This window comes from Bartonella sp. CL266QHHD (assembly GCF_042195355.1).
Classification (GTDB): Bacteria; Pseudomonadota; Alphaproteobacteria; order Rhizobiales; family Rhizobiaceae; genus Bartonella.
The window spans coordinates 25,360-43,127 of record NZ_JBHIOD010000058.1; the positions used below are offsets into that span (position 1 = coordinate 25,360).

Annotated in this window: 15 protein-coding genes and 1 pseudogene; 10 read left to right on the forward strand and 6 right to left on the reverse strand. The window is 37.8% G+C overall.

What is annotated here, in order from left to right:
- The first annotated feature begins 11 nt into the window (after window positions 1–11).
- From rplI to ACFIK7_RS07860, 6 genes are all read left to right on the forward strand, one after another.
- Window positions 12–608 carry a 50S ribosomal protein L9 gene (rplI, locus tag ACFIK7_RS07835; protein ID WP_273791080.1) on the forward strand — a complete coding sequence of 199 codons (597 nt, stop codon included), beginning with the start codon at window positions 12–14 and terminating at the stop codon, window positions 606–608.
- 594 nt (window positions 609–1,202) lie between these two features.
- On the forward strand, window positions 1,203–2,693 hold the full coding sequence (locus ACFIK7_RS07840) for a replicative DNA helicase (protein WP_273791081.1): 1,491 nt from the start codon (window positions 1,203–1,205) through the stop codon (window positions 2,691–2,693).
- Window positions 2,694–2,699: 6 nt separating this feature from the next.
- Window positions 2,700–4,076 (forward strand): DNA repair protein RadA, encoded by a 1,377-nt coding sequence (gene radA, locus ACFIK7_RS07845; RefSeq protein WP_273791082.1) that lies wholly within the window; start codon window positions 2,700–2,702, stop codon window positions 4,074–4,076.
- A gap of 142 nt (window positions 4,077–4,218) precedes the next feature.
- The gene (locus tag ACFIK7_RS07850) at window positions 4,219–4,800 is read left to right on the forward strand and encodes a CvpA family protein (protein ID WP_273791083.1); all 582 of its coding nucleotides are present in this window, start codon (window positions 4,219–4,221) and stop codon (window positions 4,798–4,800) included.
- Between the two features lie 75 nt (window positions 4,801–4,875).
- Window positions 4,876–6,369 carry an amidophosphoribosyltransferase gene (gene purF / locus ACFIK7_RS07855; RefSeq protein WP_375630765.1) on the forward strand — a complete coding sequence of 498 codons (1,494 nt, stop codon included), beginning with the start codon at window positions 4,876–4,878 and terminating at the stop codon, window positions 6,367–6,369.
- A gap of 2 nt (window positions 6,370–6,371) precedes the next feature.
- Complete coding sequence (locus tag ACFIK7_RS07860; protein WP_273791085.1) at window positions 6,372–7,121, forward strand: SDR family NAD(P)-dependent oxidoreductase; 750 nt, start codon at window positions 6,372–6,374, stop codon at window positions 7,119–7,121.
- A 70-nt stretch (window positions 7,122–7,191) separates the two neighbouring features.
- Here ACFIK7_RS07860 and pssA read toward each other — a convergent pair whose 3' ends face one another.
- From pssA to cysS, 5 genes are all read right to left on the reverse strand, one after another.
- Window positions 7,192–8,031, reverse strand: a complete 840-nt coding sequence (pssA, locus tag ACFIK7_RS07865) for a CDP-diacylglycerol--serine O-phosphatidyltransferase (RefSeq protein WP_273791086.1) — start codon at window positions 8,029–8,031, stop codon at window positions 7,192–7,194.
- 8 nt (window positions 8,032–8,039) lie between these two features.
- Entirely contained in the window at window positions 8,040–8,738 is a 699-nt protein-coding gene (locus ACFIK7_RS07870) for a phosphatidylserine decarboxylase (RefSeq protein ID WP_273791087.1), read from the reverse strand.
- 117 nt (window positions 8,739–8,855) lie between these two features.
- Complete coding sequence (locus ACFIK7_RS07875; RefSeq protein ID WP_273791088.1) at window positions 8,856–10,739, reverse strand: ABC transporter ATP-binding protein/permease; 1,884 nt, start codon at window positions 10,737–10,739, stop codon at window positions 8,856–8,858.
- Window positions 10,740–10,853: 114 nt separating this feature from the next.
- Window positions 10,854–11,525: a DUF421 domain-containing protein gene (locus tag ACFIK7_RS07880; protein WP_375613046.1), complete on the reverse strand. Its 672-nt coding sequence runs from the start codon at window positions 11,523–11,525 to the stop codon at window positions 10,854–10,856.
- Between the two features lie 39 nt (window positions 11,526–11,564).
- Window positions 11,565–13,073, reverse strand: a complete 1,509-nt coding sequence (gene cysS, locus ACFIK7_RS07885; protein ID WP_375643100.1) for a cysteine--tRNA ligase — start codon at window positions 13,071–13,073, stop codon at window positions 11,565–11,567.
- A gap of 498 nt (window positions 13,074–13,571) precedes the next feature.
- Between cysS and ACFIK7_RS07890 the strand changes: the two genes are divergently transcribed.
- Entirely contained in the window at window positions 13,572–13,940 is a 369-nt protein-coding gene (locus ACFIK7_RS07890) for a TIGR02301 family protein (protein WP_375657721.1), read from the forward strand.
- Window positions 13,941–14,359: 419 nt separating this feature from the next.
- Here the strand turns inward: ACFIK7_RS07890 and ACFIK7_RS07895 are convergent, their stop codons facing one another.
- Window positions 14,360–15,688 carry a dihydroorotase gene (locus ACFIK7_RS07895; protein WP_375659940.1) on the reverse strand — a complete coding sequence of 443 codons (1,329 nt, stop codon included), beginning with the start codon at window positions 15,686–15,688 and terminating at the stop codon, window positions 14,360–14,362.
- Between the two features lie 64 nt (window positions 15,689–15,752).
- Here ACFIK7_RS07895 and ACFIK7_RS07900 point away from each other — a divergent pair, with 64 nt between their 5' ends.
- The 3 genes and pseudogenes from ACFIK7_RS07900 to ACFIK7_RS07910 all read left to right on the forward strand — a co-directional run.
- Window positions 15,753–16,625 (forward strand): YgfZ/GcvT domain-containing protein, encoded by an 873-nt coding sequence (locus ACFIK7_RS07900; RefSeq protein WP_375659939.1) that lies wholly within the window; start codon window positions 15,753–15,755, stop codon window positions 16,623–16,625.
- Window positions 16,618–17,235, forward strand: coding sequence for a YfbR-like 5'-deoxynucleotidase (locus ACFIK7_RS07905; protein WP_375630780.1), 618 nt, complete (start codon window positions 16,618–16,620; stop codon window positions 17,233–17,235). Before ACFIK7_RS07900 ends, ACFIK7_RS07905 begins: the two co-directional genes overlap by 8 nt.
- A gap of 351 nt (window positions 17,236–17,586) precedes the next feature.
- Window positions 17,587–17,729: pseudogene (locus ACFIK7_RS07910) on the forward strand (integrase); the annotation flags it as partial.
- Window positions 17,730–17,768: the final 39 nt, after the last annotated feature.

A 17,768-nucleotide genomic window follows, 5' to 3' on the forward strand; every position in this document is an offset into this window, starting at 1 on the left:
AAGGAAAAACTATGGATATTATTTTACTTGAGCGCATTCCTCGTCTTGGTCAGATGGGTGATATTGTCTCAGTTAAAGATGGTTATGCGCGTAATTTTCTCTTGCCTCAAGGTAAAGCTTTACGCGCAAATGAAGCTAATAAAAAACATTTTGAGGTACAACGTGCACAACTTGAAGCACGTAATCTTGAACGCAAAAGTGAAGCTCAAAAAATTGCTGAAAAACTTGATGGACAATCATTCATTGTTGTTCGTTCTGCTGGTGAAACGGGACAACTTTATGGTTCTGTGTCAACACGTGATATTGCTGAAATCATAACAGATGAAGGCTTTTCTATTGGAAGAAATCAAATCGAACTTAATCATCCAATAAAAATGATCGGTCTTCACACTATCACTCTTAGCTTACATCCAGAGGTTCAAATTTCTGTGATTATTAACGTTGCCCGTTCTACCAGTGAAGCACAACGCCAAGCAGAAGGTGAAACTCTCACTTCGGCTAAAGAAATATATAATATTCAAGAAGAATTATTAGAAGAAAGTCAGGAAGAATTATTGGCAGAAGAAATTAATGACAACGATATAAACAGTTCTCATCAAGAAGCTTAATTGCTATTTTTTCTTTGTGTTTTATATTTTTTATTCCATTTTAAATATTGTTCATAAAATACTCACACTTTAAAAGTGAGTATTTTATGGCTATCGTACATAAATAATCTAATTTTTATGAAAGAATTAGAAATATATTATTTAAAGGCATTATATGCCGAGAATGATAATATCACTAAGAGGAAATGTCTTTTGTCTTCCAGCATATAAAGCAAAAATAATTTAAAGTCCTACCCTTAAGGCTAAAGTTTGTATGAGCGTTAAGTTGATTATATCCTCACATGATCTGAAATAATTTCAGTTATAAAAAAATAATTCTACTTACACAGATATTGGAATTTTAAGGTTAAGTAACTTAAAAATACTTAAATTTAGAGTAGCAAAACTTCCACTTTAAAATCACATATTATAAAATAAAATAGATAGACGTTATATAAATAATACACAAATGATAAATGAGGAACGAAAAGAGAGTTTTAAAAAATTATATAATTTTAACTTAAAATGAAGATTTGTCGCTCTATTCTTTTAATTATACGATTTTCAATTTATCGCCTAAAGTAGCTAGACTTAGAATTTTAGTGGAAAAATATTATGGAAGAAACTAACGTTGTTAATGTCAGCTCTTCAAAGAAAGAGGATTCTCCTTCTTTTCGGCAACTTCCGCATAATATTGAAGCTGAACAGGCATTGCTTGGTGCCATCTTTATCAACAATGATTCTCTTGACCGCGTTTCAGATTTTCTAAAACCAGAACATTTTTTTGAACCATTGCATCAAAAAATTTATCATGTTTTATCTCACCTTATTAAAACAGGAAAACGTGTAGATCCAGTTACAATCAAGCCCTATATCCAAATGGAAGAAAAAATTGGAGATATTACTGTATACCAATATGTTGTTCGCTTAGCCACAGAGGCAGTCACTATTATTAACGCTGAAGATTATGGACGCGTCATTTACGATCTTTTTATCCGACGGTCTTTGATTAACCTTGGAACTCAAGTTGTCAATACAGCCTTTGATGCTCCTGTAGAACTCACGCCTACCCAACAAATTGAAACTGTTGAAAATCAGTTATTTGAGCTAGCAGAAAAAGGGAAATATGGAGGTGGATTTGAAAATTTTAATGAGGCTATTAAAAAAGCTATCGATATGGCAAGTGCTGCGAAAAAGCGCTCTTCACAATTATCAGGGATAGCCACCCATATTAAAACACTTGATGAAAAAATGGGAGGATTACAAGCATCTGACTTAATTATCCTTGCGGGGCGCCCTGGTATGGGTAAAACCTCACTGGCTACCAATATTGCCTTTAATATTGCTAATGCTTATAATCGTAATGCCAATATCCAAGAAAATGAAGGCGGCATTGTGGGATTCTTCTCACTTGAGATGTCATCCGAACAGCTTGCAACCCGTATTATTTCTGAACAAACAGAAGTCTCTTCTTCTGATATTCGGCGTGGTAATATTTCAGATGAACAATTTTCAAAAATTATTCGTGCGGTGAACCAACTACAAAAGGCACCACTTTATATTGATCAAACTGGGGGAATATCAATTACGCAATTAGCTGCTCGTGCGCGGCGTCTCAAGCGGCAACATGGTTTAGATATCTTGTTTATTGACTATATCCAACTCATGACAAGCAGTTCAAAGCGTTCATCAGAAAATCGTGTCCAAGAGATCACAGAAATTACCACAGGATTAAAAGCATTAGCGAAAGAATTGAATATTCCTATTATCGCTCTCTCTCAACTTTCACGTCAAGTAGAAAATAGAACAGATAAACGTCCACAGCTCTCAGATTTACGTGAATCTGGTTCAATTGAGCAAGATGCCGACATCGTTCTTTTTGTCTATCGCGAAGAATATTATCTCAAAAATGAAGAACCAAAGTTAGGTAGCTTGGAACATACAAAATGGCAAGAAATAATGGACAAAGCTTTTGGAAAAGCTGATGTTATTATTGCAAAACAGCGCCATGGGCCAACAGGAATCGTGCCCCTTGCCTTTCAATCTGATTTCACACGATTCAGTGATCTTGCCGATAGCAATTATCTTCCAGAGCAAATTGGTTAAATCAACATGGTACGTAATCGTATTCAATTTATCTGTCAAAATTGTGGCACTGTTCATTCTCGTTGGGCAGGAAAATGTAGTGCTTGTGGAGAATGGAATTCCCTTATCGAAGAAAATATAAATGGCGGCATAGGAAGTGGTCCTAAGCAGAATACGCGTAAAGGACGCATCGTTGCCCTTACATCTCTTTCTGGAGATATCCAAGATGCTCCACGTATTTATTCTGGTATTGCGGAACTTGATCGTGTTACCGGTGGGGGCTTTGTCCGTGGATCGGCACTCCTTGTTGGAGGTGATCCGGGTATTGGTAAATCAACATTGCTGACACAAACAGCTGCTGCTTTATCACGTAAAGGATATAATGTCATCTATGTTTCAGGTGAAGAGGCTATTGCGCAAATTTGTCTGCGCGCACAAAGGCTTGAAGCTAACAATACAGAGGTGAAAATTGCTGCTGAAACCAATGTTGAAGATATTCTGGCAACCTTAAGCGAACATAAAAACCTTGATATGGTGATTATCGATTCGATTCAAACCCTATGGTCAGATACAGCAGATTCAGCACCTGGCACTGTCACACAAGTACGTATCGGTGCTCAGGCAATGATCCGCTTTGCCAAGAAAACAGGAGCCGCCGTTGTTCTTGTTGGGCATGTTACAAAAGATGGACAAATTGCTGGTCCTCGGGTCGTTGAACATATGGTTGATGGCGTTCTCTATTTTGAGGGTGAAGGAGGACATCATTATCGCATTCTTAGAACTGTAAAAAATCGCTTCGGACCAACAGATGAAATTGGTGTCTTTGAAATGTCTGATAAAGGATTACGCGAAGTGATAAATCCATCCGAATTGTTTTTAGGAGAACGTAATGAAAAAGCCCCAGGCGCTGCTGTTTTCGCCGGTATGGAAGGAACACGCCCGATACTCGTAGAAATTCAAGCGCTTGTTGCTCCTTCTTCCCTTGGGACACCAAGACGTGCGGTTGTCGGATGGGATGGAAATCGTCTTTCTATGATTCTTGCCGTTTTAGAAGCCCATTGTGGCATTCGTTTTGGACAGCATGATGTCTATCTGAACGTGGCAGGTGGCTATCGCATATCAGAACCCGCTGCTGATTTAGCTGTAGCCGCTGCTTTGGTATCTTCTCTTGCCAATATCGCATTGCCAACGGATTATGTCTATTTTGGTGAAGTCAGTCTTTCAGGAGCTACCCGCGCTGTTGCACATTCAGCACAGCGCATAAATGAAGCCAAAAAACTCGGCTTTCAAGGAGCCTTTCATCCCACAACAACAACCGAAATGATGAAGTCGCTCAACTTTAAACAAAAAACTTTCTCCGACCTTCCCGAACTCGTTGCTACTCTTACCGTAAGTAAAAAATGATCTGCACCACAGATATGATAATATAGAAAAAACTCTATAACATACAAAAGATCCTTGCTATAAGAACAAAAAATGGCATAACAAAAAATATATTTGCACACAGACTTAAAAGAACGCAACTTTATGTATAAGGAACAAACAAATGATCATAACAATCCTTGATGGAATTGTCGTAGTAATCATCCTGTTGTCCGCTTTTCTTGCTATGCTTCGAGGATTTTCACGTGAAGTGTTATCGTTGATTTCTTGGGCAGTTGCAGCTGTTACGACACTGTTTTTATTCAAACCTGTCTTACCTTTCTTTGAACAATATCTCTCTAATAAAATGATTGCATTGATCACAACATTGGTCACAATTTTTATTATTGTTCTCATTATTACTTCAATTATTACAATGAAGATCTCTGATTTTATTATTGATAGTCGAATTGGTATCCTTGACCGTGCTATTGGTTTTATTTTTGGAGCACTTCGTGGTTTACTTATCATGGTCATCGGTATGTTGCTGATTAATGCACTGATTAAACCCGAGCTTCAAGCGAATTGGTTAAAAAATGCAAAAACAAGACCCATTTTAGATTCATTGGGACAAAAAGTTTGGGAAATACTCCCAAAAGATATTGGATCTGTTCTCGAAAAGGCTGAAAATTTGTTTAAAGACAGCAATAAACATACGTATGAGCAACACTCTCATGAAAAGATAATTTTAAAAAATAGAGAATAGTTTTTCATGAGGAAAGAGAACTAAATGATGTAAAATGTGATATTAATGATTCCTCCATATCACAACTGAAAGAATATGATGATAAAAAGCGATGTTTTCTGTCAAGAATTTTCATTAGATGATGATACCCTTCATGAAGAATGTGGAGTTTTTGGTATTCTTGGGCATGAAGATGCCGCAACATTAACAGCTCTTGGACTCCACGCACTTCAGCATCGTGGGCAAGAAGCAGCTGGGATTGTTTCTTACCACAATAAAATATTTCATCAAGAAAAGCATTTAGGTCTTGTTGGTGATCACTATACAAACCCTGCAACACTTGCGCGCTTACCAGGAAATCGTGCTATTGGACATACCCGTTATTCAACAACTGGAGAAGTGGCATTACGCAATGTTCAACCCCTTTTTGCTGAATTGAAAGTTGGAGGTATTGCTATTGCACATAATGGTAATCTTACCAATGGTCTCACATTACGCCGTGAACTCATCGCTTCTGGTGCTATCTGTCAATCAACGTCAGATTCAGAAGTTTTTCTCCATCTTATTGCCCGCTCACGTTATGAATCGTCCTCTGATCGTTTTGTTGATGCGATTCGGCAAGTAGAAGGTGGGTATGCTATGTTAGCGCTCACACGTACAAAGCTTATTGCGGCACGCGATCCAACAGGAATTAGACCTCTCGTGATGGGGGAACTTGATGGTAAGCCTATCTTTTGTTCTGAAACTTGTGCTCTTGATATTATTGGAGCAAAATATGTCCGTGATGTTAAAAATGGAGAAATCATCATATGTGAAATACAAAAAAATGGGGAAATTACGAAAAAAATTATAAAACCAGAAAATACAAAACCAGAAAAACTTTGCTTGTTTGAATATGTTTATTTTGCCCGCCCAGACTCAATCGTTGGAGGACGTAGTGTTTATACAACACGCAAAAATATGGGAATCCATTTAGCACAGGAAGCCCCTTGTGAGGGTGATGTTGTGGTTCCTGTTCCTGATGGAGGAACGCCTGCCGCAATTGGCTATGCACAAGAAATTGGAATTCCCTTCGAGCTTGGTATTATTCGTAATCACTATGTTGGCCGCACTTTTATCGAACCAACACAACAAATTCGCGCTTTTGGCGTCAAGTTAAAACATTCGGCAAACCGTCCTGTGATTGAAGGAAAACGTGTTATTCTGGTTGATGACTCTATTGTACGTGGAACAACATCCCTTAAAATTGTACGAATGCTTCGCGATGCAGGAGCAAAAGAAGTTCATATGCGCATTTCTAGCCCTATGATTTTTTATCCTGACTTTTATGGTATTGATACACCTAAAGCTGAAAATCTTTTAGCAAATCAATATCCAGATTTAAAATCTATGTGTGATTTTATTGGAGCGGATTCATTAGAATTTCTTTCAACGGATGGATTATATCTTGCTGTAGCAGGGGAAAAACGGAATAACGCCGATCCACAATTTACTGACCATTATTTTACTGGATATTATCCTACGCATCTGGTTGATCAAGAAAATCTCTCCAAAATTCATCAATCATCTGTTCTTAAAACAAGAGATTAATGATGGCAAAATGTGATTTTAGTCTCCATGGGCGTGTGGCACTTGTTACTGGCGCATCAAGAGGGATTGGCTATTATTTGGCACTCGAGCTTGCTGCACGCGGGGCTCATATTATTGCTCTTGCACGAACAGTCAGTGGACTTACTGAATTAGATAATCAAATCCGAGAAAAAGGAGCTCATGCAACCCTTGTTCCCCTTGACTTGCATCATATGGAAAACATCGATACTCTTGCTATCTCAATTGCCAAACGCTGGAAAAAACTTGATATTATCGTTGCAAACGCAGGAATTCTTGGAACACTCTCACCAATAGCGCATATAGAAAACACGGTATTTGAAGATGTTTTTCAAATAAATCTTTTCAGCCAATGGCGCTTAATGAAAGCCGTTGAGCCTTTATTACGTGAATCTGATGCTGGACGAGCCATCCTGTTATCCTCAAGCGTTGCGCATGCTGCGCGCCCTTTCTGGGGAGCTTATGCAGCCTCTAAAGCGGCTTTAGAGGTGATTGCCCGCTGTTGGGCAGAAGAACTCAAACAAACCCCTATTAAGATTAATTGTGTCAACCCTGGTGCCACACGCACTGCCATGCGCGCTGAAGCTATGCCCGGTGAAGATCCACAAACTCTGCCTTCACCACAAGAGGTCGCAAAAAAGATCGTACATTTGTTATCACCTGATTTAAAGGAAACTGGAAAACTCTTTAATGTCCATAAAAATCGGTTTGTAAATTATCACATACCTGATTGATCATCATATGAGAAGTAAATCGTTTGACTCTCTCTTTTTTCTGTGCTCTTCGACAGAAGCATGAAGCACTTTATGATTCTTGGATAGCTTTAGCATCAGCCTTTTTCTCTTCTAAAGTAGCACGTTTATTATAAGCGATAAAACTACAGGGGAGAAAAATCATATAGCTAACAGCTGTAATCAATAAAGTTTCCCATGTGTAAGTCGCAAGAAAACCGACATAAATAACAATGACCAACATGCACGGTATAACGATATCGCGCCTTAAATTTTGATCAATTGTTTTTGCATTCCATACCGGTAAACGACTAATCAAAAGAAAAGCAATAATTACAGTATAAAGACTAAAAAATAATGCCCACCCCCAATTGGGAACCAAACCAAGAGTGCCTAAATAGGTAGGCAATAAAAGGAGTAATGCTCCTGCTGGTGCTGGAACACCAACAAAATAACTTTTCTGCCACTTAGGTATATTGGGGTTATCTAACATCACATTAAAACGTGCTAATCGCAAACAACAAGCAACACAATAAACAAGAGCAGCAACCCAACCAATGTGATTTGCTTGATTCAAGATAAAAGAATAAACAATGAGTGCAGGGGTAACACCAAAATTTATAACATCAGCAAGAGAATCCATCTGTGCCCCAAAAGATGAACTACCATCTATTAAACGGGCAATGCGACCATCAGCACCATCTAAAACTGCGGCCAAAAGCACCATTAAAATAGCAGCTTCATAGCGATGTTCAAAAGCCAAACGAATACTGCTCATCCCTGCACAAATTGCTAAAATAGTAATGATATTGGGAATGACATACCGCATCGATGTAGGTGAACGCCGCCGATTTGCACCTTCATCATGCTGCCCCTCAGGATTGAATGAAGAAAATGGCGAAAAATTTTTCATTGTGAGTCCTAATCGTATCTGAAATCCGTTGTGGCACTCTTATCATCAAAAGAACCCAAAACTGTTTCTCCAGCAATTGCTGTCTGTCCAACTGCAACACGCACTTTCATTTCAGTTGGTATATAAATATCAAGGCGAGAACCAAAACGAATCAATCCAAATCGCTCACCAGTCATAACGGCATCATTTTCTTTTGACCAGCAAACAATCCGGCGTGCAACCATTCCCGCTATTTGTACGATACCGATTTTACCATGTTTGCTATCAATTACCATCCCATTACGCTCATTAAACTGACTAGCTTTATCAAAGTCAGCATTAGTAAATCGACCTGGCTGATAAACGATAGACTCTACTGTACCACTGATAGGAATACGATTAATATGGCATGAAAAAACATCCATAAAAATGGAAATACGGATCATTTCATCTTTCCCTAATCCTAATTCTTCAGGTGGAACACATGATTCCACAAATGAAATACGCCCATCTGCAGGCGACATAACCCAATTTGAATTCAAAGGGATCACACGATCTGGATCACGGAAAAAGTATACACACCACACCGTGAGAATGAGACCAAACCAAAACAACGGACTCCATATCCAACCAAGAATGAGCGAAATAACAAAAAACGCTACAATAAAAGGATAGCCTTCTTTATGAACCGATACAAAGCTATTATGGAAAGATTGCAGAATACTCATATAATTTCCTATTCATCGTAAACTTAAACAAGCAACAAATCTTTTTGTTCCTCTTGTGTCTTTTTATGTATTTAATCAATCACTCCATATAAAGATATAGATTACATTTTGCTCTATTTATTTTTTACGATTAACAACACTCATCTCATCTTCTTCACGCATTTTACGTAACTTTTCTTCAGCTTTCGTTGCTTCAAGCTGCTTATTCCACATTGAAGCATAGAGACCTTTCTTGCGTAAAAGCTCTGTATGCGTCCCATTTTCAATAATACGACCACTTTTAAGAACTAAAATTTCATCAGCATTGATAACAGTAGAAAGACGGTGAGCAATAATCAATGTTGTACGTCCACGGCTTACAATATCTAATGCTTGTTGAATTTCCTGTTCCGTCGCCGTATCAAGAGCCGCCGTTGCTTCATCTAGAATAAGAAGTGGGGGAGCTTTTAAAAGTGTCCGGGCAATAGCCACGCGTTGTTTTTCACCACCTGATAATTTGAGACCTCGCTCTCCTACCATAGACTGAAAACCTTCCGGTAAAATTTCAATAAATTTTGATATTTGTGCCATTTCAGCAGCTTTGCGCATCTCTTCATCTGTAGCACTTGGACGCCCATAGCAAATATTATAGGCAATTGTATCATTAAATAACACCGTATCTTGTGGGACCATGCCAATCGCTTCACGCAAACTCTTTTGTGTTACGTCACGAATATCCTGCCCGTCAATTGTGATAGAGCCCGCATCAACATCATAAAACCGAAAAAGCAACCGAGAAATAGTGGATTTACCGGCACCAGATGGACCAACAATGGCGACTGTTTTTCCTCCCGGAACTTTAAAATCAATATCTCTGAGAATCTGACGTCTCGAATCGTAGGAAAACTTTACCTGATGAAAACAAATGGTCCCATCGCTTATCTCTAACGGTTTAGCATCCGATTTATCAACGATCTCCTTCTGAACATCTAAAAGATCAAACATTGCTTCAATATCCGTTAAACCTTGTCGAATATCACGATACATTGACCCAATAAAATTTAGTGGAATAGAAAGTTGCATTAAAAGCGCATTAATAAAAACAAAATCTCCTAAAGTTTGTGTCTTATAAAAAACTTCATAAGCTGACATCAGCATCATGATCGTCATTCCAATACCAAAGATAAGAGTCTGACCAAAATTAAGCCAGCTTAACGATGTCCAAATCTTCGTTGCGGCTTTTTCATAACCTACCATAGAAGCATCAAATCGATCGGCTTCTAGAGTTTCATTACCAAAATATTTGACCGTTTCAAAATTCAAAAGAGAATCAACAGCGCGAGTATTCGCCTCAGTATCCGCTGTATTCATTTTTTGTCGAATGCGAATACGCCAATCACTCGCCTTAATGGTAAATAAGATATATAATCCAACCGTTGCAACAACGATGAGAAGATAATGCCACCCATAACTTATGTAAAATACCAGTGCCGTTAATATAAATTCTAAAACTGTCGGTACTGTACTAAGAATTGAAAATCTTACAATCGCTTCAATTCCTTTTGTTCCACGCTCAATCACACGAGAAAGCCCACCTGTTCGGCGTTCCAAATGAAATCGCAAGGATAACTCATGCATATGTACAAAGGTTTTATAAGCTAATTGACGAACAGCGTATTGACCAACAGTGGCAAACAGGGAGTCGCGTAATTGATTTAATCCAGCCTGCATAATACGCGCGACATTGTATGCCAAAACGAGCATGATGGGAATAATCCAACTGGATGGGAACCATTCAGGTAGCTGAAAGCTTGAATCAAGCACATTCGTAGAATATTTAAATAAATACGGTACAGATATGAGAACGAGCTTAGCCAAAACAAGATAAAATATTGCCCATAGCACACGCATTTTTAGATCACGCCGACCTACCGGCCACATATAGGGCCATAAATTGTAAAGTGTGTGCAGAGTCTTCCCTGTATCTGATGATACAGTTTTTGTCATTTCATTGCGTTTCATAAAGTCCTTACTTCTCTATCATCCGCACAAACAGGCAAAATACCCTCTGTGGTTATTTATAGATTTATCTCTTTATTATACTTCCAATAAGCTATACCTACCCGTTTTTTGAAGTTAGACTGTTTTTGAAAAAGGAACAAGAAATAATCCACTATACAATTTATTATTTTGATCTGTATTTTCATACCACTCTGCTGCGAATAAACTTTCAACTTTTACATGTTTTTTTTTCAATTCTGCCTGAAGCCACTTTTTTGTTTTACCAATCTCTTTAAGTCCATCATCAATAACTTCACCATTTTCTATTAAAATCGTCGATTTCTTTCCCTCTTCCTTTTTAATGACAGTGCAATCACCATTGGTTTCCAAACGAACAAAAGCAGCTTCATGTAAGTGACACCCTTTAAGACGTAACATCGTAATGAGATCATTAATATTGATCCCTAAGTTCTTAATCTTATCCATTTGGAAAACTCCATCTAAAACTAATGTGACATTCCGCCCTGCAATAAGACGACGAAAAAAAACTGAATAACGTGCAATAAAATTAAAAGATGTAATCAAGGTTTGCCAGATGAGTAAAACAAGCAATAATTGAATGCTACTAATATTCTGATTATAAATAACGCCTCCAATAATACCTCCCATGACAAAATTACTGACCAAATCAACTGGTGTCATTTGACTAAGACTCCCCCGCCCCGTCGTTCTTAAAATAAATAAGAAGGCAACAAGACCTACAGCCAGCTTAAGCGCGATATATCCATAATGATATAAAAATTCCATCATATTCTCCTTTTTTATGGAGCTGCTGGAATAGAGACATTAGTGTCGCTTTATTTCCCACACAGTTATGCGCTCACCACTCTGCGGATCCTTACTGTCTTTTAAAAGAACCCCCTCGGCTGCAAGCTCATCACGAATTGTATCCGCAGCTTCCCACTCTTTATTATGGATAAGTCTTAGTCTTTCGGCAATGCGCTGATCAATAAATTTTGTATCAAGGAAAGTTTTTCTTATAAATAATGGGCAATCTATTTCTTTAATCCATTCTTGTCTTAACAGTCCTAATAAATTCATTCCATTTACAAGAGCCAAAGCATTTCCTTCCTTATAAAATTTTCGCAAAAGAGTCAGTGCTTTTGGAGTATTAAGATCATCACTAAGTGCATCTATCAAAGTATCATCAATTGCTTCATTGTTTTTCATCTCACTCTTTTTGCTGCGAAGCCATTCATACCAACGATACAGTTCGCTGCTCGATTGTATTAAACGCTGCGCTGTCCAATTTAGTGGTTCACGATAATGCGTTTGCAACATCGAAAAACGCGCAGACAAACCAGCCCAATTTTGCTTCATTTCATCGGTTAAAATACCATTAAACTCCAAAAAATTATTCTCTAAAACAGAACGAATAGTTATGAAATTGCCAAAGCTTTTCGACATCTTTTTGCCTTCAACTTGTAAAAAACCATTATGCAGCCAAAAATTAGCCATTCGCTCCGTCCCAAAAGCTGAACAACTTTGTGCAATCTCATTTTCATGATGAGGAAAAATTAAATCAATTCCACCACCATGGATATCAAAAACATTGGCGGTCGGATCATCACAGGTTAAACCACCGCCATAGGGCGCTAATAACTTTGCCATTGACATTGCAGAACATTCAATATGCCAACCTGGACGACCTAAAACAGGAATTCCGCCCGGTGATTCCCAACCTGGTTCTCCTTCCACAGAAGGCTTCCATAAAACAAAATCCATCTCTTCCCTTTTATAAGCAGCAACATCGATACGCGCCCCCGCCCTCATTTCATCTAAAGAACGATTTGCAAATGCCCCATAATGGGGAGGATTTTTTATGCTACTTACAGAAAACAATATATGGTTTTCCGCTTTATAAGCGTGCCCCTTTTCAAGCAATCTTTCAATTAAAGAGCGCATTTCCTCTAAATGCTCGGTTGCGCGCGGCTGGCTGGTTGGCAAAAGACAACCAAGTGCTATTGTATCTTGCTGAAACTGAGAATATGTACGTTCTGTTAATTGACGAATAGCATCATTCAATGACAAGTTTGGATATTCGCAAGCTGCGCGTGCATTAATTTTATCATCAACATCTGTAATATTACGTGCATATAGAACATGCTCATTACCATAAACATGACGCAATAAACGAAATAAAATATCAAAAACAATGACAGGGCGTGCATTTCCTATATGCGCATAATCATAAACTGTCGGACCACAAACATAAAGACGTACTCTTGTCGCATCTATTGGTGTAAAATTTTCTTTTTTACGTGTCAGCGTATTATAAAATCGCAACTCTTTCATTTATTGACTCCATGGACGATATTATGCACCGATCCTTTTAGATGTATCTTATCTCAAATTATTGTATTACGCTGTTTAGGCTAAAAACTTTTATCTTATAGTAAATTCTTCTTACCATTTTCCCATTGTATTCACGGCTGTATCCATCATTTATCATAAAAATAATCTATTTTATTTGATTGGACAAAAGCGTTCTATCATTAGAAATGCTTTCCCTCCTTAAAGAAAACGAACTTAGAAAAAATTCTATAGGTAATACAATATAAATCTATGTGAAAAATAGATAGTTTGCAGAAAGAAAATCTTAAATTTTAAACTACACAAAGCTTCATCAGTATTTTCAATATTCCACAATGGGTTCCTTACAGCCTCTTACGCCCTATATTTTATAATCAATAATTGAGAATAATGTAGCAATTAACTCTATTTTTTACACCGTTCTCATGACAAAATTATTTTATCTTTACAGAGTTTTATTCAAAGAAAGCAATAAAAATAATGCGTAATAGATTGATGAACATCATTATTTTAATATTTCTTGTCATTTCAATGCCAACCTTTGCACAACAATCTCCACCTTATGAAAAAAAATTACTCCGACTAGCAGAAATTTTGGGATCATTGCATTCTCTCCAAAATCTTTGCGAGCCTCCAACAAACCAATGGTATGACTATATGAATGCACTGATTGAAGCAGAACACCCCATTCCACAAAGACGTGCTTATTTTTATGAAGCGTTTAATGAAGCGTATCGTGCTTTCTCAGAAAATTATCATCATTGTACACAAGAAGCCATTGAAGCCAATCAAAGATACATTGAGGAAGGAAGAACTTTATCTGAAAACCTCCTCATGCATTATAAATAATTAATCTATACAAAAAGTATCTCTCTCAATTTTAGCGGTATCAATGATACTCCTTTCACAAATGCGGGGAGCAATAAACCAGCTCTGAAAATAGAGAGACGTTTAAAGAATAATGTCTCGATACGCTTTTATTCGTATGAGCGCCTTTTTCCCCATACAAAATCGCTCTTTGGCTTCCTCCCCACACCTCAAAGGACGAAGATTTTTAACTAAATTTGCTCTGTAAATAATCTAGGTTCTTGTTGAACAAGGTTCCTCTTAGCTTCTAACGCATGTAATTTGCTGCATAGTTTCTACAAACAAGCCTAAGAATATTCACCACGCATTAAAAAAACACTTATGTATCAAAGAGGCTGACATACCCTATATCACCACTCTAAAGGATGGTATTTTACGGCATACTTATAATTTTAATCTGTTTACACCAAAGTTTCCATAAATTTAACAGGCTCTCCTTGTGAAGGTGTGACAATTTCACCTTCCCACATAACGCGCATACCACGGATAATAGTCCCAACAGGCCAACCTTTAACTTTTTGACCATCATAAGGTGTCCAACCGGCGCGAGAACCAATTAAGCTATTCGTAATAATTTCCTCTCGCTTAAGATCAACAATGGTTAAATCAGCATCAAACCCAACAGCAATGCGCCCTTTACAGCTTATACCAAAAATACGACTAGGGCCATGTGAAGTGAGATCAACAAAACGTTCAAGAGATATTTTTCCTGCATTCACATGTGTCAACATAATTGCTGCTGTTGTTTGCACGCCTGTCATACCTGAAGGTGAAGAGGGATAAGGTTGAAGTTTTTCTTCAAGAGTATGAGGCGCATGATCTGAGCCTAAGACATCAATTATTCCTTGTTGAACACCGTACCAAAGAGCTTCACGGTGGCGCAATTCACGAATAGGCGGATTCATCTGAATTAATGTACCAAACTTCTTATAATCATCAGCCGTGAGTGTCAAATGATGTTGTGTCACTTCAATTGTTGCAACATCCTTATGTTTTTTTAGAAAATCAATTTCTTCTTCTGTCGAAAGATGTAACACATGAATGCGAGCCTTCGTCTCATGAGCAATTTTTACCAAACGCTGCGTACATTTTAATGCCGCAACTTCATCACGCCAAATCGGATGTGACGATGCATCACCTTCAATACGCAATATTTTACGCTCTTTGAGCCTCGCCTCATCTTCAGAATGAAAAGCCGCACGACGGCGTGTATTCTTCAAAATAAGGCGTACACTTTCATCATCATCAACCAAAAGATCACCGGTAGAGGACCCCATAAAGACTTTAATTCCAGCCGCACCAGGAAGTCTTTCTAATTCAGACAATTCATGAGCATTTTCACGCGTTCCTCCAACCCAAAATGCAAAATCACAATGCATTCGATGAAATGCGCGTTGAACCTTATCGCTTAATGTTTCTTCTGATGTTGTTAATGGACTGGTATTAGGCATTTCAAAAACTGCCGTAACCCCCCCTAACACAGCAGAATACGAGCCACTTTCCAAATCCTCCTTATATTCATTTCCTGGTTCACGAAAATGCACTTGGCTATCAATAATTCCTGGTAAAATATGAAGCCCTGTACAATCAATGACCTCACTAGCCGATGCACATGTAAGATCGCCTATTTCAGCAATACGACCATTTGTAATACCAATATCACGCTTGCTTCTTCCATCATGATTCACAAGTGTTGCACCTTTAAAAATTGTATCAAATGTTTTAAACATAACCACGCTCCTTACATATTGCTCACTTATCGATTATGTAACTTTGAGCAGAAAGGCAAGAACCATGATTAAAAAACAAAATGCCATTTGCTTAAAAAACCGCGGGCTTATTCAAATTACAGGCGAAGAAGCAACAGATTTTCTACAATCCCTGATCACGACAGATGTAAAAAAAATCAGTCCACAGGAACTTTTCCCTGGAGCCCTTTTATCCCCACAAGGAAAGGTTCTTGCTGATTTTCTTATCGGAAAAAAAGAAGATGGTTACCTGATTGATATCAGGATGCCTTTAGCTGATACGCTCCATAAGCGTCTGTTGCTCTATAAGCTGCGCAAAAAAGTAGAAATTACACAACCATTCCAAGAGCTTGTTACAGTTTCTTTGAATAATGAATCAGATTCTTTAAATTTTGATTCAAGTTTTGTTGATAAACGCTTCCCACAACAAGAAAAAATAATACGAATCTATAGCAAAAAACCTTTTTTAACTTCAGAATATCATGACACATGGAATCGATTGCGTATCCGTTATGCAATTGCGGAAAGTGGTCAAGACTATGAAGTTGGCAAAGTCTTTCCTCATGATATTAATTACGATCAAATCAATGGACTTGCATTCAATAAAGGATGTTATATTGGACAAGAAATTGTTTCACGAATGCACCACCGCCGTGCAGCACGTCGCCGTATTTTTATTGTAAAAGGCCAGTGTGAATTAACCCCTCAATCTAGCATTGAAGCAGAAACAAAAGTAATTGGCTACTTGGGAACATGTGTAGAAAATGAGGCTCTTGCTTTAATGCGTATTGACCACGTCAAAGATGCTATGGATCATAACATCCCCTTTACTGTAAAAAACATTCCTGTCACTATAAGCATTGCTGAAAATATGAATTTTACCTTTCCTGAAAATACTATAGAAAACACTCATGGCTAAAGCTGAATTATTAAAAAATGGAGAAGCCCGCGCTTGGCAAAGAATGCTCTCTGGAAGGCGACTTGATCTTCTCAACCCTTCTCCTTTTGATGTTGAAATTGAAGATATTGCCCATGGACTTTCTCGCGTGGCACGTTGGAACGGTCAAACACGAGGAGAGCATGCCTATTCTGTTGCACAACATTCACTTTTGGTTGAACAAATATTTCAAAAACTTTTTCCACAATCGGGAAGCAACGAATGTCTTTATGCCCTTCTTCATGATGCTCCAGAATATGTCATCGGCGATATGATTTCCCCTTTTAAAGCTGTCATAGGAAAACAATATGAACGCGTTGAAAAACGCATCCAAGATGCTATCCACATGCGCTTTTCTCTTCCCGTTGATCTTTCTCAAAAACTTTTAAAAAAAATTAAACAAGCCGACCGTATTGCTGCCTATTATGAAGCGATTACGCTTGCTGGATTTAATACAGAAGAAGCCCTTCGCTATTTTGGCTCTCCCAATAATATTCTACCCGATGATCTTAATTTATCCCCCTATTCTACACAACACATTGAAAACGCATTTTTAACGCGCTTTAATGACTTGGATGCCCAAAGATTATAGACTCTTCGCATTGTTGATTCCTTGTCATTACAGAATCATCACACTGACTTATAATAATAATTCATTGTTTTTTCATTTTGAATGAGAGCTCCTAATATCGTAAGCTTCACTCATTTCAAATCTGTTTATATTGAATCAATCAAAATCATTCTCTTGCACACCACAAGTGGGGCTGGCGTGTAGATAAAACTTTTTAAAGAAAGAATTAAAATGCTTCTTATGAACTATCTCAAGTGCTAAGCGCTGTCGCAACATTGAAAATTGGCAAAGTGCGTGATGATGCCGGCTTGCTCTCTTATGAAGCGTAAAGACGGGAGTGCTCTATAAATTTTATACACTTCATAAGGGACTTACCACTATACTATTCACGAACGCCGTCGCGAAATAGGATTGGGTACCTTAAGAAAGCTTTCTTTAAAAAAGCACGTGAATTAGCGACCCAATGGCGTTCTGTTTTGCATGAGAGGCGTGACTTCATTAAAGAAATGGAAAAAATCACAGTTCAAATTGCATACAAAATATATCAAAAATGC

Bases quoted from the DNA above. Each gene is read 5' to 3' on its own strand.
- rplI (WP_273791080.1), top strand. From the start codon at position 12: ATGGATATTATTTTACTTGAGCGCATTCCTCGTCTTGGTCAGATGGGT.
- ACFIK7_RS07840 (WP_273791081.1), top strand. From the start codon at position 1,203: ATGGAAGAAACTAACGTTGTTAATGTCAGCTCTTCAAAGAAAGAGGAT.
- radA (WP_273791082.1), top strand. From the start codon at position 2,700: ATGGTACGTAATCGTATTCAATTTATCTGTCAAAATTGTGGCACTGTT.
- ACFIK7_RS07850 (WP_273791083.1), top strand. From the start codon at position 4,219: ATGATCATAACAATCCTTGATGGAATTGTCGTAGTAATCATCCTGTTG.
- purF (WP_375630765.1), top strand. From the start codon at position 4,876: ATGATGATAAAAAGCGATGTTTTCTGTCAAGAATTTTCATTAGATGAT.
- ACFIK7_RS07860 (WP_273791085.1), top strand. From the start codon at position 6,372: ATGGCAAAATGTGATTTTAGTCTCCATGGGCGTGTGGCACTTGTTACT.
- pssA (WP_273791086.1), bottom strand. From the start codon at position 8,031: ATGAAAAATTTTTCGCCATTTTCTTCATTCAATCCTGAGGGGCAGCAT.
- ACFIK7_RS07870 (WP_273791087.1), bottom strand. From the start codon at position 8,738: ATGAGTATTCTGCAATCTTTCCATAATAGCTTTGTATCGGTTCATAAA.
- ACFIK7_RS07875 (WP_273791088.1), bottom strand. From the start codon at position 10,739: ATGAAACGCAATGAAATGACAAAAACTGTATCATCAGATACAGGGAAG.
- ACFIK7_RS07880 (WP_375613046.1), bottom strand. From the start codon at position 11,525: ATGGAATTTTTATATCATTATGGATATATCGCGCTTAAGCTGGCTGTA.
- cysS (WP_375643100.1), bottom strand. From the start codon at position 13,073: ATGAAAGAGTTGCGATTTTATAATACGCTGACACGTAAAAAAGAAAAT.
- ACFIK7_RS07890 (WP_375657721.1), top strand. From the start codon at position 13,572: ATGCGTAATAGATTGATGAACATCATTATTTTAATATTTCTTGTCATT.
- ACFIK7_RS07895 (WP_375659940.1), bottom strand. From the start codon at position 15,688: ATGTTTAAAACATTTGATACAATTTTTAAAGGTGCAACACTTGTGAAT.
- ACFIK7_RS07900 (WP_375659939.1), top strand. From the start codon at position 15,753: ATGATTAAAAAACAAAATGCCATTTGCTTAAAAAACCGCGGGCTTATT.
- ACFIK7_RS07905 (WP_375630780.1), top strand. From the start codon at position 16,618: ATGGCTAAAGCTGAATTATTAAAAAATGGAGAAGCCCGCGCTTGGCAA.